Here is an 18631-nt window from a genome sequence, read left to right as displayed (position 1 = left end):
GCCAACAGCAGCCCCGCAAACAGGACGGCCGTGGTCCTTGCCAGCTTGATATGAAGAAGTATTTGCGTGTTTAAGGTATAATTTCAATTTCCCGCGCGTGCCGTTCGGCACCTTCAGCACAATGACCAAATTTGTATTCGTCACTGGCGGCGTCGTGTCCTCCCTGGGTAAAGGGATCGCGGCCGCTTCCCTTGCCGCGATCCTCGAATCGCGCGGCCTCAAAGTCACCATGCTCAAGCTCGATCCCTACATCAACGTGGATCCGGGCACGATGAGCCCGATGCAGCACGGTGAAGTCTTCGTCACCGACGACGGCGCCGAGACCGACCTCGACCTCGGTCACTACGAGCGCTTCATCAGCACCCGCATGAAAAAGGTGAACAACTTCACCACCGGCCAGATCTACGAATCGGTGATCCGCAAGGAACGCCGCGGCGAGTACCTCGGCAAGACCGTGCAGGTGATCCCGCACATCACCAACGAAATCCAGGACTATATCCGCCGCGGCGCCGAAGGCGTCGATGTGGCGCTGGTCGAAATCGGCGGCACCGTCGGCGACATCGAATCGCTGCCCTTCCTGGAAGCGGCGCGCCAGCTGTCGCTGCGCTCGGGCCGCAAGGGCGCCGCCTTCGTGCACCTGACGCTCGTTCCTTACATCGCCTCGGCCGGCGAACTGAAAACCAAGCCGACCCAGCACAGCGTGCAGAAGCTGCGCGAGATCGGCATTTCGCCGAACGCGCTGCTGTGCCGTGCCGACCGCCGCATCCCGGACGACGAGCGCGCCAAGATCTCGCTGTTCGCCAACGTCGAAGAGCAGGCCGTCATCTCCGTGTGGGACGTGGACACCATCTACAAGGTGCCGCAGGTGCTGAACGACCAGGGCCTGGACGACATCATCCTGGAAGCCCTGGGCCTGGAAGCGCCGAAGGCCGACCTGTCGATGTGGACCAAGCTGATCCACACGCTGGAAAACCCGAAGCACGAAGTCACGATCGGCATGGTCGGCAAGTACGTCGACCTGACCGAATCGTACAAGTCGCTGACCGAAGCACTGCGCCACGCCGGCATCCACACCGAAAGCCGCGTCAACATCGAGTACCTGGATTCGGAAGAAATCGAAACCAAAGGCTGCGACGGCCTGGCCAAGTACGACGCCATCCTGGTGCCGGGCGGCTTCGGCAAGCGCGGCGTGGAAGGCAAGATCATGGCCGCGCGCTATGCCCGCGAACAGAAGATCCCTTACCTCGGCATCTGCCTGGGCATGCAGGTGGCCCTGATCGAATACGCGCGCCACATGGCCAACCTGCCGAACGCGAACTCCACCGAGTTCGACCTGGAAACCGACCAGCCGGTCGTCGCCCTGATCAACGAATGGCAGAACCACGACGGCAAGGTCGAGCAGCGCGACGAGAACTCGGACCTCGGTGGTACCATGCGCCTGGGCGCCCAGACCTGCGCGGTGAAGCCGGGCACGCTGGCCGCCGAAATCTACGGCAGCGTCGTCACCGAGCGTCACCGTCACCGCTACGAAGCCAACAACCACTACCTGCCGAAGGTGGAAGCGGCCGGCCTCGTGGTGGCGGCGCGTACCCCGAACGAAGACCTGTGCGAGATCATGGAACTGCCGCGCGAAGGTGACAATTCGCACCCGTGGTACATGGGCGTACAGTTCCACCCTGAATTCAAGTCGACCCCGCGCAGCGGCCATCCGCTGTTCACCTCCTTCATCCAGGCGGCCCTGGCGCACCAGGCCGGCAACGAGAAGGTCGCGGCGAACACGCCAGCATTGCAAGGAGATGCAGCATGAAACTTTGCGGTTTCGAAGTAGGCCAGGAACATCCGATCTTCCTGATCGCCGGTACCTGCGTGATCGAATCGCGCCAGATGGCGATGGACACCGCCGGCGCCCTGAAGGAAATGACCGAAGCCCTCGGCATCCCTTTCATCTATAAATCGTCGTTCGACAAGGCGAACCGCTCGTCGGGCAAATCCTTCCGCGGCCCGGGCCGCGAAAAGGGCCTGGAGATCCTGGCCGACGTGCGCAAGACGCTCGGCGTGCCGGTGCTCACCGACGTGCACGACGAAGAGATGATCCCCGAAGTGGCGAGCATCGTCGACGTGCTGCAGACCCCGGCCTTCCTGTGCCGCCAGACCGACTTCATCAACGCCTGCGCCCGTTCCGGCAAGCCGGTGAACATCAAGAAGGGCCAGTTCCTGGCCCCGGGCGACATGAAGAACGTGATCGACAAGGCGCGCGCGGCCGCACGCGAAGCCGGCCTGCCGGAAGATAACTTCATGGCCTGCGAACGCGGCGCCTCGTTCGGCTACAACAACCTGGTATCCGACATGCGTTCGCTCGCCATCATGCGCGAATCGAACTGCCCGATCGTGTTCGACGCCACCCACTCGGTGCAGCTGCCGGGCGGCCAGGGCACCTCGTCGGGCGGCCAGCGCGAGCACGTGCCGGTCCTGTCGCGCGCGGCGGTTGCCGCCGGCGTGGCCGGCCTGTTCATGGAAACCCACCCGGACCCGGCGAATGCCTTGTCCGACGGTCCGAACGCCGTGCCGCTGGGCCGCATGAAGGAACTGCTGACCACCCTGGTCGAGATCGACCGCGTGGTGAAGCGTACCGGCTTCCTCGAGAACAGCTTCAAGGCTTGAGCCTGAGTGATTAGTATTTAGTGAAAGATGCTTGCAGTCGAGGCGCCCCTGAGGCGCCTCGACTTGCATCTGCGAGACGATTTTCTTACTTTCCGGAGACTGAAACATGAGTGCTATCGTTGATATTATCGGCCGCGAGATCATCGACTCGCGCGGCAATCCGACCGTCGAATGCGACGTGCTGCTCGAATCGGGCGTGATGGGCCGTGCCGCCGTGCCGTCGGGCGCATCGACCGGTTCGCGCGAAGCGATCGAACTGCGCGACGGCGATCCGAAGCGTTACTTCGGCAAGGGCGTGCTGCAAGCCTGCGAGAACATCAATACCGAGATCAGCGAAGCCATCATGGGCCTGGACGCCAACGAACAGGCTTTCCTGGACCGCACCCTGATCGACCTGGACGGCACCGAGAACAAGAGCCGCCTGGGCGCGAACGCGATGCTGGCCGTGTCGATGGCCGTGGCGAAAGCCGCCGCCGAAGAAGCGGGCCTGCCGCTGTACCGCTACTTCGGCGGTTCGGGCGCAATGCAGATGCCGGTGCCGATGATGAACGTCATCAACGGCGGCGCCCACGCCGACAACAACCTGGACATCCAGGAATTCATGATCATCCCGGTCGGCGCACCAAGCTTCAAGGAAGCCATCCGCTACGGCGCCGAGGTGTTCCACACCCTGAAGAAAATCCTGCACGCGAAAGGCCTGGCCACTTCCGTCGGTGACGAAGGCGGCTTCGCGCCGAACGTGGCGAGCCACGAAGAAGCGATCAAGCTGATCATGGAAGCGATCGAGCAGGCTGGCTACCAGGCCGGCACCGACATCGCCATCGGCCTCGATTGCGCGGCCAGCGAGTTCTACAAGGATGGCAAGTACCATCTGGAAGGCGAGGGCCTGACCCTGTCGTCGACCGACTTCACCAACATGCTCGCGACCTGGGTCGACAAGTACCCGATCATCTCGATCGAGGACGCGATGCACGAAGGCGACTGGGAAGGCTGGGGGATCCTGACGCAAGCCCTGGGCAAGAAGGTGCAGCTGGTCGGCGACGATTTGTTCGTCACCAACACCAAGATCCTGAAAGAGGGCATCTCGAAGGGCATCGCCAATTCGATCCTCATCAAGATCAACCAGATCGGCACCCTGACCGAGACCTTCGCCGCCATCGAGATGGCCAAGCGCGCCGGCTACACCGCCGTGATCTCGCACCGTTCGGGCGAGACCGAGGATTCGACCATCGCCGACATCGCCGTTGGTTTGAACGCCCTGCAGATCAAGACCGGCTCGATGTCGCGTTCGGACCGCATGGCCAAGTACAACCAGCTGCTGCGCATCGAGGAAGACCTGGGCGACGTTGCCAGCTATCCTGGCCGCGATGCCTTCTACAACCTGAAGTAATTCTGTAGCGACTCCGCCGGCCGGTCATCGCGACCGGCTGGCGTTTTATATTCCCATCATGCGCCTGATTTCGCTTGCCCTTGCCGCCTTGCTGTTGCTGATCCAGTACCCGCTGTGGCTGGGGAAGGGCGGCATGCTGGCCGTGTCCGACCTGCGCGACCAGGTGGCCGTGGCCCAGGCTCAGCTCGACGGGCGCAAGGCCCGCAATGCCAAGCTCGATTCCGAAGTGCGCGACCTGCGCGAAGGCCTGGGCGCCGTGGAAGAACGCGCGCGCCTGGAGCTGGGCATGATCAAGCAGAACGAGATCTTCGTGCAGGTGCTGCGCCATAACGAAAAGCCGGTCGAATCGATGACCGTGCCGCCGCCACCGCCGCCACCGAAGGTCAAGGGCGGGCACGCCACGCCGCCGGTGACCCACTAACATGCATACGCAACCGCTTCCCGCCGACCTGGCGTCGCTCGAAGGCCTGTCGGCTTACCTGGCCGCGGCGTTCGAGAGCGGCGACGCCGCCTTGCTGCTCGACGCGCTGGCGTTGGCCGCGCGCGCCGACGGTACCGCCCACCTGGCCGCCGCTGCCGGTGTGCCGCAAGCCGCATTGCGCGCCGCGTTCGCATCCGGCGAACTCGACCTCGAGACCACGCTCGCGGTCATGAAAGTCATCGATCTGCATTCGCCCGGTTGAGCTTTTTTGGCCTAGAATGTTCCTTATCTCTTCTTTGGAAAGGTGAGGGCATCATGAGCCAGCAACATGCCGCAGGACCGTTCGACGTCACCGTTTCTCCGCAAGGCCAGCCCGAGGTGCGCGACGATGTCACGACCGGGCGCATGGCCATCGACAAGCGTTACCACGGCGCGCTGGAAGGCAGCGGCGTGGGCGAGATGCTGTCGGCGATGACGACCACCGAAGGCTCGGCCGGCTACGTGGCCATCGAGCGCGTGAGCGGCACCCTGCAGGGGCGCACGGGCAGCTTCGTGGTCCAGCACAGCGGCACCATGGCGCGCGGCCAGCAGGCGCTGGCGATCAGCGTGGTGCCGGATTCGGGGACGGGCGAGCTGGCGGGGATTGCCGGCACGATGCGCATCCGGATCGAGGAGCGCCAGCATTTCTACGAGTTCGATTACGAGCTGCCGGATCTCTGACAGGCTTGTTTCACGCTTAGCCAAGCGTGGCATTCAAGGTGAACAAAACAGGAAAGTGGTCGCTGCGGATCGGCTGACCCAGGCATACCCGGCGCATTCCGATGGTCTTGCCATACCAGTTGTTGTCCAGGATCACGCCGCCTTCGCATCCGGCTCTCCAGTGCTCATGGTGGCGCACGTAGGCATAGTCGAGCAGGCGCAGGACTGGCGCTATCTCGCATTGTTCGATCCCTTGGGCGAGCATGTATTCTTCCCTGAGGTACTGCTGTGGTGTATATAGCAGATAGTTACCGCGCTCCTGCAAGTCCCTCAATTCATTGCCGGCGTGCTCGAGCGTGACGTTGTAGCTGCTACTGTGCGTATAACCGCCGCCGCTCGGCAGCAACTTGTTCATGCCGTGGATGGTGGATGCCCCGGCCTGGCCTTCCACATTCATGTCGCCGCCAAAGAACAGCAAGCTCTTGATGCCGAGATTGTCGGCGTTCTCGTTAATAAAACCGATGGTGTCGACGATATTCGCGCTGGCTTTGTAGGAAGAGTTGGCGTGGTAAAAGGCAAAGCCGAAAGTGCTCTCCGTATGCCGGATGATGAGTGGTGCACGTTGCTCGCTGTCGGATAGTATGTAGCGATCCGTGACGTTGTCGAACTGGTCGGCAATGTCTTTTCGGACCAATACCAGGGAGCCGAGCGTCGTGTGTTTTTTCTTTCCGCCTTCCTGTTCCAGGCATGCGATCAACGAATAGGTGGACGCCAGGTCGCTGACCAGGCTCTCGTTGATCGTGCCGGTTTTGCCTGCTTCAAACAGGGCAAGGATTCCGGGTTTTCTTTGTGCAATGTAATAGTCGAGAAACTGCTTTTTGTCCTTGTAGGCACTCGACAGCGCGCTTTCCTGGTGGTCGAAGTGTTGGGCGTTCCAGATCATGATCGAATACACGCGCATGTCCTCTTGTCTATGTGGTACTAGCCGCCGCGTTCGGGTTCGCGCGGGCTGAACCCGCCGAAGCGCTTTACCTGCACGAAATCCGGCAGCTTGCCTCCGGCGGGATGGGCAGGTTGCCTTGTCTTGGAGAAGACCTCGGCCGCGGCGTCATGCTGGAACGCCATGAAAATCCAGAATCTGTTGGTCGCCATGTCGCGAAAGTCGTGGATTTCGTGCGACGTGATTGCCGGACTCAGACAGGAAAGATTGGTATCGAACCAGGTGCGCATCTTTACCTTGTTACTCCCCGTATCCGCACTCAGGCCGATCAGGTTCGCAGAGCCACGCCAGGCGCGTACCGCGGCATGATCGATATCGCCATGGATCAGCAGTTCGCGCGTGCGTACGACGTCGCGCAGGCCCATGTATTGCTGTTTTTCGATATCGGTCAGGCCCGTGTCCGTGCGTTCGGTACCGTGGGTGAGAAGGTCTTCCGGATTCCCCAGATGCCTGGCCGCCACCGCGGGCTGATGCACATCGACGATGCTGTGCTGGTTGACCAGTTTGGCCAAGTCGATGACGGCAGCTCCGTACAGGCTCTTGAACTGCGTGCCGCGCGTGGAATACACGCTGCGCTCGCTGGTGCCGGTGGAAATGAAGCGTTTTTTCCAGCCGCGCGTATGGGACAGCACCTGTTCGCCCAGGTCGAGATCGCGGACGGCCGTGCCATGGCGGTCGGCGCGTTTTTCCACCTGGTCGACGATGCCCGGATCGTTGTAGGTCGGGGTCAGGGATTGATACGCCCACAAACGCATGGCGTCGTAGGCGCTCAGGCCGCGCATGACGAAACGCTTCACGAAACTGCCGTCGGGCAGCTTGATATAGTGCCGGCCCTCGGGAGCGTCGCGGTCGACGTAGACCCCTGCCCGCAGACCGGTATCCCGGACGCCCGCATCCACGAAGCGGCTGTCGGCAACATACAAGGTGCCGAACGATAGCAATGGCCCCGCGCTCGTTTCGCAGGAGATGCCGTAGACCTCGCCGCCAAGGGGAGCGATCCGGATCTTGCGGTAACCGAAGCGCGCTTCGAATTCGGTCAGCAGGATCTGGAGCGCCGATTTGCCGCCCGGCTTGCCGCCGAGCCCACTGTTCATGTAGCGCTGCTCGTACTCGTGCAAGGTATTGTGGATCGCCTGGCCAGCCGAAACGGGCTGTCCATGCGGGTCGCGCGCGCCCTGGAATTTTCGCAGGTCCTCGGCGTTCAGCGGATCGAGATGGCTGTAGCTTGCAAGATGAGGCAGTGCCCGTTCCAGCAAGGCGTCGCCCTCTTCGGCGGTAGTTTTCGCTCGGTTCTTGACGCTCTGGAAGAATTGGCGGACATCTTCCTGTAAGCCGCCGTACGGTGAGGACACCGGCGCAGCTTCGATGTAGGTGAACTTGAGGCGCATCGCTCATCCTTTGTGAGGCATTGCACGACAACCTGGTCATGCCCGCATGTGGCAAGGCACATGGAGCATGTCGCTCTGTTCTTCAACTTGTTCGCGGCTGGGAAAACGCTTGATCGTCAGGCCGGGCTGCGCCTTGCGATTGATGCCAAAGTATAACTTTAACCTTTATCGGCGGCATGCCATTCGCTTTTATACAACGATTTCCAGCCACGGAAGGTGAACTGCGGGGAGGGGCTGATGCGGGGAGGGTAAGGAGGCAAGGCGCATCGACCAGGATCGATGCGCCATGCATTGGCTTGCTTGTTTCGAATGTTTAATCCGACGACGCGTCGCCTTGTTGCGCGCCGGCGCCTTGCTCCAGGAAGGAGCGCAGCATCCAGGCGTTTTTCTCATGCACTTCCATGCGGGTGGTCAGCATGTCGGCGGTCGGGTAATCGTCGAGTTCGTCAGCGACCTTCACGCCTGCGCGCAGGGTGCGGATCAGGATTTCGTTGCCGTCCACCAGCTGGCGGATCATTTCCTTGGACGAGAGCACTTCCGGCTCTTCGGTGATGCTCGACAGCTCGGCGTAGCGCTTGTAGGTGGCCGGGGCGAAGTGGCCCAGGGCGCGGATGCGCTCGGCGATCTCGTCGAGTGCGTTCCATTGCTCGGTGTACTGCTCTTCGAACATCACGTGCAGGCTCGAGAACAGCGGGCCGGTCACGTTCCAGTGGAAGTTGTGGGTCTTCAGGTAGAGCATGTAGGCGTCTGCCAGTACCTTCGAGAGCGATTCGACCATTTTGGCGCGGTCTTCGGTGCTGATGCCGGTATCCATGTGCATTGCGGTTCTCCTGTAGTGAGGTGATAGTGCTTGTTAAAAGTTGTAGCACTATTAACAATGCACAGCTTAGCACCGGCCGGAAAATCCTGCGGCACGATAAGGCTTGCCTTTCCGGTGCGGTGCGTCGCCGCTGCCGGGCCGGTGCTACAGTTCAGGTCACGTCAACCTGTGAGGGGCCGGCATGGACAAGTTTCTGATCGTTTTTCGGGGATCGACCGTCGGGGAAGCCGAAGGCCGGCAGCACGATCCATTGCAGTGGGAGTCCTGGTTCGATTCGCTGGGCAGGGCGCTGCTGGACCGCGGGGCCCTGAGCCAGGGCAGCGTCGAGGTGCCGACCCGGCTGCTCGGCCCGAAGATCAGCAGCAGCGCCATGTCGGGCTATTGCGTGATCGGCGCGAACGATTTCAACGATGCCGTACGCCTGGCGAAGACGTCGCCGATCTTCGACGAGGACGGGTCGGTGGAGATTGCGCACCTGCGTTGAATCGCCCCACCCGCGTTGCATCGCTTGCTTGCGTCCAGCCAAGGTCTGGCAGTGAAGCAGTGCAGCGGAGCAAATCCGGCGGAGCAAATTGCAGCGGAGCCAGTTCTTCTTTCAACAGAGACGAGGTGGGGGAGGCTCTAGACAGGCCCTCTCCCAAAGCGTCTCATTCAGCGTTCTCATTTTGTCTCATTCATTCTCTATCTGAACTTGTCAAAATGGCAGAGGTCAAACGAGAACCGATGAGAACAAATGAGAACGCCAGATGAGACACGTTGAAAGAGGGCCGGAGGTACGGGCCACCGCTGCTCTGCGCGAGCTTGCCGTTTATCTAGAGCGCTCTGGAAGTAGTTTATCGCCGGACGAAGCCTTGGCGTCTGCTGTGCGCGAATGGATTGCCGCGCGCGAAGCGGGAGAGGTCGCCCGCGATCCCGGCGCCTCCCATCGCAGGCCAGGCGGCTACCAGTGGAAATGCCTGTTTCTGGGGCATGGCAGCGAACTGCGCGTTTATCACGAAGGACGCTATCACTACGCCGAGGTCAGCCAGGATGTGCTGATGTATGGCGCCAGGCAGGTGTCGCCGCGCCAGTTCGTGCTGGCGGTGATGGGCGAACCGCGCAATGCCTGGCGTGAACTATGGGTACGCCGGCCCAGCGATGCGCGCTGGAAGCTGGCGTCTGTCCTGCGGCGCGAACTGGAGGCTGGCAAGCCGCCTCCCGAATCACCTGTGGGCGCCATGCGCGAAGTGGCGGCTGCCATGGCGCAAACGCTGGAAACCGCGCAAGCCATCGTCAAGGGTGCGCAGCAATTTATCGAGCCAAAATTCGAGCGGCGCGGCCGTGGCTTGCGGCGCGCGGACGATGTACTGGCGGATGACTATCAGCAGGACTGAGCAGGAGGACTGAGCCGCACGACTGAGCCGCACGACTGAACGGAAATCCGCTCAGCCGTTCAGCAATGCCTGCAGCACTGCGCGCGTCCGTTCCGGAATCGGCACCGACTTGCCGCTCGGCCGGTGCACGTACACATGCACGAAATGTCCGGCAGCAGCCGGCAGCGGCTCGTCGTTGCGGTACAGCGCGATCTCGTAGCGCACGCTGGCATTCCCCAGTTTGCTCACGCGCACGCCGACGTGGATGAGGTCGGGGAAGGAAATGGAACTGAAGTAGGAACAACCGGTCTCGACGACGAAGCCGACGACCTCGTCCTTGTGGATGTCGAGCACGCCGCGGTCGATCAGGTAGCGATTGACCGCGGTGTCGAAGAAGCTGTAGTAGTTGACGTTGTTGACATGCCCGTAGCTGTCGTTGTCCATCCAGCGCGTCGGCAGGGCGACGATGTGGGGAAAGGCAGAGCGGGGCGTGTCGCGCATCGTCCAGGGTCCTTGATCAGTGCTTCGTTTCGTCGGCAGGCGCGGTGGCGTCGGCCGTGATTGGTGTAGCGAACAATTGCGCGCAGTCGACCTTGTCGAAGGCATAGTGCTTGCCGCAGAAATCGCAGTTGATGCCCAGTTCGCCCAGGTCGGCCAGCGCCGCGTCGACTTCCGGCTTGCCCAGCATCTTCAGCATGTTGCCCACCTTTTCGCGGGTGCAGGAGCAGTGGAACTGCGGGTGCTGCGGGTCGAACACGCGGATCGTTTCTTCCCAGAACAGGCGGTTCAGCAGGGTTTCGATGCCGGTGCTCAGCAGTTCTTCCCCCTTCAGGGTGCTGGCCAGCATGACGGCGCGGTTCCAGGTTTCCAGGTCTTCCTCTTCGCTGGCCTGTTTCACCTGGTCGTCCTTGCCGGTGTGGCGCGGCAGCTTTTGCAGCAGCAGGCCGCGCGAGACCTTGTCGTCGGCCGCCAGCCACAGGCGCGTGTCCATCTGCTCGGAACGCAACATGTAGTTTTCGATGACGGTCGCCATGCTTTCGCCGTCGAGCGGCACGATGCCCTGGTAAGGCTGCTGGCCCGGCACCTTGTCGAGCGGATCGAGGGTGATCACGAAGCGGCCCTGGCCGTTGGCGTTGAGCAGCTGGCGCAGGGTGGCGTCGTCCGCCACGTCGGCGTCCGGCGCCAGTTTCGCCGTGGCGCGGATGCGCAGCTCGGCGTCGCACTCGACCACCAGCAGGCGCACCGGGCCGTCGCCGTGGATCTGCATCACGATCGAGCCGTTGAACTTCAGGTTGGCCGAGAGCAGGGCGGCTGCGGCTACCATTTCGCCCAGCAGGGAACGCACGGCTTTCGGGTAGCCGTGGCGGGCCTGGATCTCGCGCCAGGTGTCGGAAATCTCGACCAGCTCGCCGCGCACGGCGGCGTTGTCGAAGATGAATTTCTGCAGGGTGTCTTTGGTATCCGTTGTCGTCATTGTCTATCCGATTTGCTTGAGCTGCGCCTTGAACAATTGGCCGCGCGCCACGTAACTGGCGGCATTGGCCTGCAGGCGCAGCAGGTCTTCTTCCGTGAGGGTGCGTACCGCCTTCGCAGGCGCACCGATGATGAGCGAGTTGTCGGGAAATTCCTTGCCCTCGGTAACCAGCGCGCCGGCACCGACGAGGCATCCCTTGCCGATCCTGGCGCCGTTCAGGATCACGGCCTGGATGCCGATCAGCGAGCCGTCGCCGACCGTGCAGCCATGCAGCATGGCCTGGTGGCCGACGGTCACGCCCTTGCCGAGCGTGAGCGGGTAGCCCATGTCGGTGTGCATCACCGTGCCTTCCTGCACGTTGCTGTTTTCGCCGATCGTGATCCGCTCGTTGTCGCCGCGGATCGTCACGCCGTACCACACCGAGGTATTCGCCTCGAGCGTGACTTTGCCGATCAGGTTGGCCGTGTCGGCAACAAACGCCGACGGGTCGATCTCGGGCGCATGCTCGCCCAGCTGGTAAATCGCCATGGATTGCTCGCGGAAGGGTTGTAGTAGCGCTATTTTACGCCCTCGCGCCCGCCATCGTCCGATCAGTCCAATCTTTCGATCAGCCCACCAAATGGGGATGGCAGACAGGAATTCAACTGCATGCGTATAATCGGACGATTGATCCGAACGACCGTACTATTTTTGACTGGCGAGCCGACCTCATGACACCATCCCGTTCCGAATTCCTCACTGTGCGCGGCCTGCGCACCCACGTGCGCCACTGGGGCCGCGAAGGCGCGCCGAAGATCTTCATGGCACATGGCTGGATGGACATGTCTGCCTCGTTCCAGTTCATCGTCGATTGCCTGGAAGGCGACTGGCACGTCATCGCCCACGACTGGCGCGGTTTCGGCCTGACCGAGCGGACCGGGACCGACACCTACTGGTTCCCCGACTACGTGGCCGACCTCGACTTCCTGCTCGACCATTACGCGCCAAACGAACCGGTGAACCTGCTTGGCCACAGCATGGGCGGCAACGCGGTCAGCCTGTATGCGGGCGTGCGACCGCAGCGGGTGGCGAAGCTGATCAACCTGGAAGGCATCGGCTTGCAGGGCAGCGTGCCCGAGCAGGCGCCGAAGCGCATGGCGCGCTGGCTCGACGAACTCAAGACGCCGCCGGTCATGCGCGGCTATGCCAGCCTGGAGGAGGTGGCGGCGCGGCTGAAGAAAACCAACCCGCGCCTGCCCGAGGACCGCGCCGCTTTCCTGGCCGAGCACTGGTCGGCGCGCAACGAGGCGGGGGAGTACGAGATCCTGGGCGACCCGGCGCACAAGATGAGCGGGCCGCTCTTGTACCACCTGGACGAGATGGTTGCGATCTGGAAGAAGATCAGCGCGCCGGTGCTGTGGATCGAGGCGGCCGAAACGGACATGTGGCGCTGGATGGGTCCGCAGGACGGGATGCGCGCCGAGGTGGACAGCCGCCTCGCGCACATGGCATCGGTGGAGGCGCATATCGTGCCGGAGGCGGGGCACATGGTGCACCACGACCAGCCGCGGGTCCTGGCGCGCCTGATCGAGGCGTTTCTGGGGCGTTGAACGGGTGGTGTGCGCGGGGACGTGGGGCTGTTGCCTGTGCCGTTATCGGTGTGCATGATCCGCGTGGGCACAGGGTGCCCACCGTACGGTCACCGACATCGGCGAGTTCATACAAACCATCACCGCCAACAGCGAGCTCACACAAAAACTATCACCGCCAACAGCGAGCTCACACAAAAACCATCGCCGCCAACAGCGAGCTCACACAAAACCGTCACCGCCAACAGCGAGCTCACACAAAAACCATCACCGCCAACAGCGAGATCATTCGAAACGCGGATACGCAACGTGTCCCGTACGGTGGGCACTCCGTGCCCACGCGGATTCAACGTACCAATAACAGAGCAGGCAACAGCCCCACGTCCGCATGCATTCCCCCACGTCCACCCGCATGTCACAAATGCCGCGTCTCCACCGGCGCCGTCCCCCAATTATCATTGGCCCCATCGATATACCTGACCGGCGCCGAAACCAGTTCCTCCACCTCGAAATCATCCAAACTGGCCACCGTCACCGCAACAAACGGCCCGCGCAACACCGACTCTCCCGTCGAAAACACATTCACCCCACACACCCGGCAAAAGCAATGCCCATCCCTGTGCGCCCCAAACCGGTACTCCCCCAGCGCTTCCTTCCCCTGCACCAATCGAAACGCTGACGCCCCCACCTGCACCGCCCAGAACCGCATCTTTGTACAAATCGAACAATTACACTTCACCGTCCCCGTCGCAGCCAGGTCGAAGTCCGCCTCATACCGCACCGCCCCGCAATGACAACTCCCCCGATACGTCTTCATCCCCGCCGCCCAAGTTCAAGAAGAAAACAACAACTCTAGCACCGCCCAGCCGCCCCGCACAGCTGGCGCATTGCGGCGTACAATGTCCGCTCCGTCCAGTATCCGCACACGCACCGCATCCATGCTGAAAGTCGACCTGCACTGCCATTCCAACGTTTCCGACGGCGTCCTCGCGCCGGCCGCCGTGGCCGCCTATGCGCGCAAGGGCGGGGTCGATGCCTGGGCGCTGACCGACCACGACGAAGTCGGCGGCATCAAGGCAGCGCGCGCCAAGGCGGACGAACTCGGCATGCGCTTCGTACCCGGCGTCGAAATCTCGGTCACCTGGGCCAACCAGACCGTGCACCTGGTCGGCCTGCACGTCGACGAAGACAATCCCGATCTGCTGGCCGGCCTGGCCGCCACGCGCCAGGGCCGCGACGCGCGCGGACGCGAGATCGCCGCCCAGCTGGAGCAGGCCGGCATTCCCGATGCCTACGAAGGCGCCCTGAAATACGTCGGCAACCCCGACCTGCTGTCGCGCACCCATTTCGCGCGCTACATCGTCGAGACCGGGCGCTGCAGCAGCACGCCCGAGGTCTTCCGCAAGTTCCTCAGCGAAGGCAAGCCGGGCTACGTGCCGCACCGCTGGGCCGCGCTCGACCAGGCCATGGGCTGGATCAAGGGCGCCGGCGGCATTCCCGTGATCGCCCACCCGGGCCGCTACAGGTTCGACAGCACGGCCGAAGGCGTGCTGTTCGACGAGTTCCGCCAGCTCGGCGGCAACGCCATCGAAGTCGTCACCGGCAGCCACACGCCCGACCAGTACGCCGTGTACGCCGAGGTGGCGCGCCGCTACGGCTTCCTCGCCTCGCGCGGCACCGACTTCCATGCCCCCGGCGAAGCGCGCGTCGAATTCGACGCCTTGCCGCCGCTGCCGGCCAATGTCACCCCGGTCTGGCACGACTGGTTCTGAAGCCATGACCAGCTAGAATTCCTTACAGCGATGCATGCGCTGGTTGAACGCGTGGGCACAGGAGCGCCCACCCTACGATCGCACACTTTGTTGGCCTTAACGAAGTAGGGTGGGCGCCCCGTGCCCACGCTGTCAGTCTCCATGCCCCGCGGCATATGCCTTAAGCCCCCCATAAGCCCCCGCCCTTGAATTTCCCGGCACTCAGCCCTATCTTGGCAGCCTGTTAATGTCATTTCCGCCGGAGGCTGTACCCATGAAGCGCATCGTCTTGTTCCTCGCCACCAACCTCGCGGTTGTGCTGGTGCTTACCGTTGTCCTGAACCTGCTGGGTGTCGGACGCGCGGTGACCGCCGAGGGCATCAATGTCGGCGCCCTGGCTGTCTTCTCGCTGGTGGTCGGTTTCACCGGCTCGATCATTTCCCTGCTGCTGAGCAAACCGATGGCCAAGTGGTCGACCGGCGCGCGCGTCATCGACCAGCCGCAAAACGCCACCGAGCAGTGGCTGGTGAACACCGTGCGCAAGCTGTCCGAGCGCGCCGGCATCGGCATGCCGGAAGTGGCGGTCTACGACGGCGAACCGAACGCCTTTGCCACCGGCGCCTTTAAAAATTCCGCCCTGGTCGCCGTCTCCACCGGCCTGCTGCAAGGCATGACCCAGGACGAAGTCGAGGCCGTGCTCGGCCACGAAGTCGCCCACATCGCGAACGGCGACATGGTCACGCTGACCCTGATCCAGGGCGTGGTCAACACCTTCGTCGTGTTCCTGGCGCGCGTGGTCGGCTTCTTTGTCGACAAGGTCCTGCTGCGCGGGAACGACGACCGCGGCCCCGGCATCGGCTACATGGTCACTGTGTTCGTGTGCGAAATCGTGTTCGGCCTGGTGGCTTCGATCATCGTCGCCTGGTTCTCGCGCCAGCGCGAATTCCGCGCCGACGCGGGCTCGGCTAAACTCCTGGGCAGCACGGTGCCGATGCAGCATGCGCTGGCGCGCCTAGGCGGCCTGCAGCCGGGTGCCTTGCCGTCGTCGCTGAACGCCTCGGGCATTTCGGGCGGCGGTGGCGGCTGGGGCGCGCTGTTCTCGACCCACCCGCCGATGGAAGAGCGCATCGCCGCGCTCCAGGCCATCCGTTAATCAGACAGGAAACCGATGAGCCAATTTTTCCAGATCCATCCAGAAAACCCGCAAGCGCGCCTGATCAAGCAGGCCGCGCAGATCATCCGCGCGGGCGGCGTGGCGGCGCTGCCGACCGACTCGGCCTATGCGCTGGTGTGCCAGCTCGACGACAAAGGCGCGGTCGAGAAACTGCGCCGCGTGCGCGGCATCGACGACAAGCACCACCTGACCCTGCTGTGCCGCGATTTGTCGGAAATCGCCCAGTACGCGCGCATCGACAACAGCCAGTACCGGCTGCTGAAGGCCACCACGCCGGGCCCGTACACGGTGATCCTGGAAGCGACGAAAGAAGTACCGCGCCGCCTGTCGCACCCGTCGCGCAAGACCATCGGCCTGCGCGTGCCGGAAAACCTGATCACGCTGGCGCTGCTGGAAGAACTGGGCGAGCCGCTGATCGGCACCACGCTGCAACTGCCGGGCGACGACCACATGCTGTCCGACCCGGACGAGGTGCGCGAGCGCCTCGAAAAGCAGATCGACCTGGTGATCGACGGCGGCGCCGGCACCCTGGAAGCAACCACCATCGTCGACCTCACCGGCCCCGAGCCCGTGCTGCTGCGCGAGGGCAGGGGCGACCCCGCCGCCTTCGGCCTGTAAGTTCCCTGCGCCACTGCCACTCCGGCCGGCCCGGCCGCGCATCCTGCGCGCCGGGCCGCCTGCCGGGTTCCCTTGCCCGGCTCTGCTAGAATCCCTCCCCATGGTTGAAAATTTCAGAAACATCCTGGTCTTCGCGCTGCCCGTGCTGTTCGCGATCACCCTGCACGAAGCGGCCCACGCCTATGCCGCCCGCCGCCTCGGCGACAACACCGCCTATGCCCAGGGCCGCATGACCCTGAACCCGCTGGTCCACATCGACCTGTTCGGCACCATCATCATCCCGATCGTGCTGTACCTGACGAGCGGCTTCGTGTTCGGGTATGCGAAGCCGGTGCCGGTCCAGTTCGGCAACCTGCGCAATCCGAAGCGCGACATGGCCTGGGTGGCGCTGGCCGGACCGGCCGCCAACCTGCTGATGGCTTTCCTGTGGGTGGTATTCGGCATGCTGCTGGTGGCCTTCGGCATCGACGAGGAATTCCCGAACAAGATGGCGCGCGCCGGGCTGGTGACGAACCTGCTGATCTTCGCCTTCAACCTGTTCCCGCTGCCGCCGCTGGACGGCGGACGCGTGCTGACCAGCATGTTGCCGAACCGGATCGCCTTCAAGTTCGCCCGCATCGAGCCCTACGGCTTCTTCATCCTGCTGGCGCTGCTGTACTTCAACCTGCTCGCCTTCTGGGTGCAGCCGGTGATGTGGCTGGGCGCGCAGGCGGTCGAGCTGATCACCACGCCGCTGGCCTGGCTGCTGTCATGATGCATTCGCCGACCCCTGCGCCAAGCCTCGCCGCCTCGTCCTGGGTGCGGCGCTTCGCCCACCTGGTGCCGCAGGGCGAAGTGCTGGACCTGGCCTGCGGCAGCGGCCGCCACGCGCGCCTGTTCGCCGGCCTCGGCCATCCGGTGCTGGCGGTCGACCGCGACCCGCAGGCGCTGGCATCGGCCGCCGGCCCCGGCATCGTCACCCTCGAACACGACCTGGAAGTCGACGGCGCCGCCTGGCCCTTCGCGGCGGGCCGCTTTGCCGGCATCGTCGTCACGAATTACCTGCACCGGCCGCTGATGGCGCAACTGATGGCCAGCCTAGCGCCGAACGGCGTACTGCTCTACGAAACCTTCGCGCTCGGGAATGAACTTTTTGGCAAGCCGTCGAATCCGGCCTTCCTCCTGCGTCCCGGCGAATTGCTGGACCATGCGGCCGGCGGCGGGCTGCAGGTCCTGGCTTTCGAGGACGGCGTCATCGCCCGGCCGAAGCCGGCGCGGGTGCAGCGCCTGTGCGCTGCGGGGCAGGGCGCGGTGCAAACCGAGGTAAAGCTCGACCATTTATCTGGTGCCGAATGAACCACAGCGCCGGGCTATCCGCTACAATCGGATTTTTATTTTCCAACACGTACCAGAAATTATGATCAAGGGCAGCATAGTAGCAATCGTCACGCCGATGTTTGAGGATGGCAGTCTCGACAAGGACAGCCTGCGCAAACTGCTCGACTGGCACGTGGCCGAAGGTACCGACGGCGTCGTGATCGTCGGCACCACCGGCGAATCGGCCACCGTCAGCCCGGAAGAGCACTGCGAGCTGATCAAGCTGACCGTGGACCACGTGGCCGGCCGCATTCCGGTCATCGCCGGTTCGGGCGGCAACTCCACCGCCGAAGCCATCGCCCTGACGCGCCACGCCAAGGAAGTCGGCGCCGACGCCTCGCTGCAGGTGGTGCCGTACTACAACCGTCCGACCCAGGAAGGCATGTACCGCCACTTCAAGGCGATCGCCGAAGCGGTCGACCTGCCGGTCATCCTGTACAACGTGCCGGGCCGCACCGTGGCCGACATGAGCAACGAGACCATCGCGCGCCTGGCGCCGGTCGACAACATCGTCGGCGTGAAGGATGCGACGGGGAATATCGGCCGCGGCATCGAACTGCTGCGCATGGTCGACAAATCCTTCGCCGTGTATTCGGGCGACGATCCGACCGCTATGGCGCTGATGTTCTGCGGCGGCGCGGGCAATATCTCGGTCACCGCCAACGTCGCCCCGCGCGCGATGCACGACCTGTGCGCCGCCGCCATGGCCGGCGACATCGCGAAAGCCGTCGAGATCAACAACCGCGTGCTGGACTTGCACGCGAAACTGTTCGTCGAGCCGAATCCGGTGCCGGTCAAATGGGCGCTGACGGAAATGGGCAAGATGCCGGCAGGCCTGCGCCTGCCGCTGGCGCCGTTGTCCGCGCCGTTCCACGACACCGTGCGCACCGCGCTGCGCCAGGCGGGCCTCCTGCCGCAATCCTGAGTCCCGCAAGGGTGTTGGTTTACAGATCTGAAAT

Annotated in this window: 22 protein-coding genes; 15 read left to right on the top strand and 7 right to left on the bottom strand. The window is 63.4% G+C overall.

The features are described from left to right. Positions 1 to 121: 121 nt before the first annotated feature. The 6 genes from QPK31_RS03020 to QPK31_RS02995 all read left to right on the top strand — a co-directional run bounded on the left by QPK31_RS03020 (position 122) and on the right by QPK31_RS02995 (position 5192). The gene (locus QPK31_RS03020; protein WP_290421466.1) at positions 122 to 1807 is read left to right on the top strand and encodes a CTP synthase; all 1686 of its coding nucleotides are present in this window, start codon (positions 122 to 124) and stop codon (positions 1805 to 1807) included. Next, a complete protein-coding gene (kdsA, locus tag QPK31_RS03015) occupies positions 1804 to 2661 on the top strand; it encodes a 3-deoxy-8-phosphooctulonate synthase (protein WP_290421465.1) in 858 nt (285 codons plus the stop codon). Before QPK31_RS03020 ends, kdsA begins: the two co-directional genes overlap by 4 nt. 106 nt (positions 2662 to 2767) lie before the next feature. Then, a complete protein-coding gene (gene eno / locus QPK31_RS03010) occupies positions 2768 to 4051 on the top strand; it encodes a phosphopyruvate hydratase (protein WP_290421464.1) in 1284 nt (427 codons plus the stop codon). A 58-nt stretch (positions 4052 to 4109) separates the two neighbouring features. Beyond that, positions 4110 to 4472, top strand: a complete 363-nt coding sequence (ftsB, locus tag QPK31_RS03005) for a cell division protein FtsB (protein ID WP_290421463.1) — start codon at positions 4110 to 4112, stop codon at positions 4470 to 4472. 1 nt (position 4473) lies between these two features. Next, complete coding sequence (locus QPK31_RS03000) at positions 4474 to 4734, top strand: hypothetical protein (RefSeq protein WP_290421462.1); 261 nt, start codon at positions 4474 to 4476, stop codon at positions 4732 to 4734. 53 nt (positions 4735 to 4787) lie between these two features. Beyond that, on the top strand, positions 4788 to 5192 hold the full coding sequence (locus tag QPK31_RS02995) for a DUF3224 domain-containing protein (RefSeq protein ID WP_290421461.1): 405 nt from the start codon (positions 4788 to 4790) through the stop codon (positions 5190 to 5192). 16 nt (positions 5193 to 5208) lie between these two features. Here QPK31_RS02995 and QPK31_RS02990 read toward each other — a convergent pair whose 3' ends face one another. From QPK31_RS02990 to QPK31_RS02980, 3 genes are all read right to left on the bottom strand, one after another. Beyond that, positions 5209 to 6126, bottom strand: a complete 918-nt coding sequence (locus QPK31_RS02990) for a hypothetical protein (protein WP_290421460.1) — start codon at positions 6124 to 6126, stop codon at positions 5209 to 5211. Positions 6127 to 6152: 26 nt separating this feature from the next. Next, positions 6153 to 7559 (bottom strand): hypothetical protein, encoded by a 1407-nt coding sequence (locus QPK31_RS02985; protein ID WP_290421459.1) that lies wholly within the window; start codon positions 7557 to 7559, stop codon positions 6153 to 6155. A gap of 313 nt (positions 7560 to 7872) precedes the next feature. Then, positions 7873 to 8379 carry a Dps family protein gene (locus QPK31_RS02980; RefSeq protein ID WP_290421458.1) on the bottom strand — a complete coding sequence of 169 codons (507 nt, stop codon included), beginning with the start codon at positions 8377 to 8379 and terminating at the stop codon, positions 7873 to 7875. A gap of 181 nt (positions 8380 to 8560) precedes the next feature. On the opposite strand from QPK31_RS02980, the gene QPK31_RS02975 reads away from it, so the two are divergent. Both QPK31_RS02975 and QPK31_RS02970 read left to right on the top strand, forming a co-directional pair. Continuing rightward, on the top strand, positions 8561 to 8863 hold the full coding sequence (locus QPK31_RS02975; RefSeq protein WP_290421457.1) for a hypothetical protein: 303 nt from the start codon (positions 8561 to 8563) through the stop codon (positions 8861 to 8863). Between the two features lie 262 nt (positions 8864 to 9125). Continuing rightward, on the top strand, positions 9126 to 9752 hold the full coding sequence (locus QPK31_RS02970) for a hypothetical protein (protein ID WP_290421456.1): 627 nt from the start codon (positions 9126 to 9128) through the stop codon (positions 9750 to 9752). 51 nt (positions 9753 to 9803) lie between these two features. Here QPK31_RS02970 and QPK31_RS02965 read toward each other — a convergent pair whose 3' ends face one another. The 3 genes from QPK31_RS02965 to QPK31_RS02955 are packed head-to-tail and all read right to left on the bottom strand — an operon-like array spanning position 9804 to position 11733. Then, the gene (locus QPK31_RS02965) at positions 9804 to 10232 is read right to left on the bottom strand and encodes a thioesterase family protein (protein WP_290421455.1); all 429 of its coding nucleotides are present in this window, start codon (positions 10230 to 10232) and stop codon (positions 9804 to 9806) included. A gap of 16 nt (positions 10233 to 10248) precedes the next feature. After that, entirely contained in the window at positions 10249 to 11205 is a 957-nt protein-coding gene (hslO, locus tag QPK31_RS02960; RefSeq protein ID WP_290421454.1) for an Hsp33 family molecular chaperone HslO, read from the bottom strand. A 3-nt stretch (positions 11206 to 11208) separates the two neighbouring features. Beyond that, positions 11209 to 11733, bottom strand: a complete 525-nt coding sequence (locus QPK31_RS02955; RefSeq protein ID WP_290421453.1) for a gamma carbonic anhydrase family protein — start codon at positions 11731 to 11733, stop codon at positions 11209 to 11211. 182 nt (positions 11734 to 11915) lie between these two features. On the opposite strand from QPK31_RS02955, the gene QPK31_RS02950 reads away from it, so the two are divergent. Beyond that, complete coding sequence (locus QPK31_RS02950; RefSeq protein ID WP_290421452.1) at positions 11916 to 12794, top strand: alpha/beta fold hydrolase; 879 nt, start codon at positions 11916 to 11918, stop codon at positions 12792 to 12794. Between the two features lie 394 nt (positions 12795 to 13188). Here the strand turns inward: QPK31_RS02950 and QPK31_RS02945 are convergent, their stop codons facing one another. After that, complete coding sequence (locus tag QPK31_RS02945) at positions 13189 to 13590, bottom strand: GFA family protein (RefSeq protein WP_290421451.1); 402 nt, start codon at positions 13588 to 13590, stop codon at positions 13189 to 13191. 121 nt (positions 13591 to 13711) lie between these two features. On the opposite strand from QPK31_RS02945, the gene QPK31_RS02940 reads away from it, so the two are divergent. From QPK31_RS02940 to dapA, 6 genes are all read left to right on the top strand, one after another. Continuing rightward, positions 13712 to 14545 carry a 3',5'-nucleoside bisphosphate phosphatase gene (locus QPK31_RS02940; protein ID WP_290421450.1) on the top strand — a complete coding sequence of 278 codons (834 nt, stop codon included), beginning with the start codon at positions 13712 to 13714 and terminating at the stop codon, positions 14543 to 14545. A 253-nt stretch (positions 14546 to 14798) separates the two neighbouring features. After that, positions 14799 to 15677, top strand: coding sequence for a protease HtpX (gene htpX, locus QPK31_RS02935; protein WP_290421449.1), 879 nt, complete (start codon positions 14799 to 14801; stop codon positions 15675 to 15677). Positions 15678 to 15692: 15 nt separating this feature from the next. Then, positions 15693 to 16316, top strand: coding sequence for an L-threonylcarbamoyladenylate synthase (locus QPK31_RS02930; RefSeq protein ID WP_290421448.1), 624 nt, complete (start codon positions 15693 to 15695; stop codon positions 16314 to 16316). A gap of 100 nt (positions 16317 to 16416) precedes the next feature. Beyond that, positions 16417 to 17070, top strand: a complete 654-nt coding sequence (locus QPK31_RS02925; RefSeq protein ID WP_290421447.1) for a site-2 protease family protein — start codon at positions 16417 to 16419, stop codon at positions 17068 to 17070. Continuing rightward, complete coding sequence (locus tag QPK31_RS02920) at positions 17067 to 17651, top strand: bifunctional 2-polyprenyl-6-hydroxyphenol methylase/3-demethylubiquinol 3-O-methyltransferase UbiG (protein WP_290421446.1); 585 nt, start codon at positions 17067 to 17069, stop codon at positions 17649 to 17651. The genes QPK31_RS02925 and QPK31_RS02920 overlap by 4 nt, the downstream gene beginning before the upstream one ends. Positions 17652 to 17712: 61 nt before the next feature. Next, positions 17713 to 18597 carry a 4-hydroxy-tetrahydrodipicolinate synthase gene (gene dapA, locus QPK31_RS02915; RefSeq protein WP_290421445.1) on the top strand — a complete coding sequence of 295 codons (885 nt, stop codon included), beginning with the start codon at positions 17713 to 17715 and terminating at the stop codon, positions 18595 to 18597. Positions 18598 to 18631 lie beyond the last annotated feature (34 nt).

Source organism: Massilia sp. YIM B02769, assembly GCF_030411995.1.
GTDB lineage: Bacteria > Pseudomonadota > Gammaproteobacteria > Burkholderiales > Burkholderiaceae_D > Telluria.
Note: the sequence above shows the minus strand (reverse complement) of the source record. Positions and strands in the feature narration are given on the sequence as shown.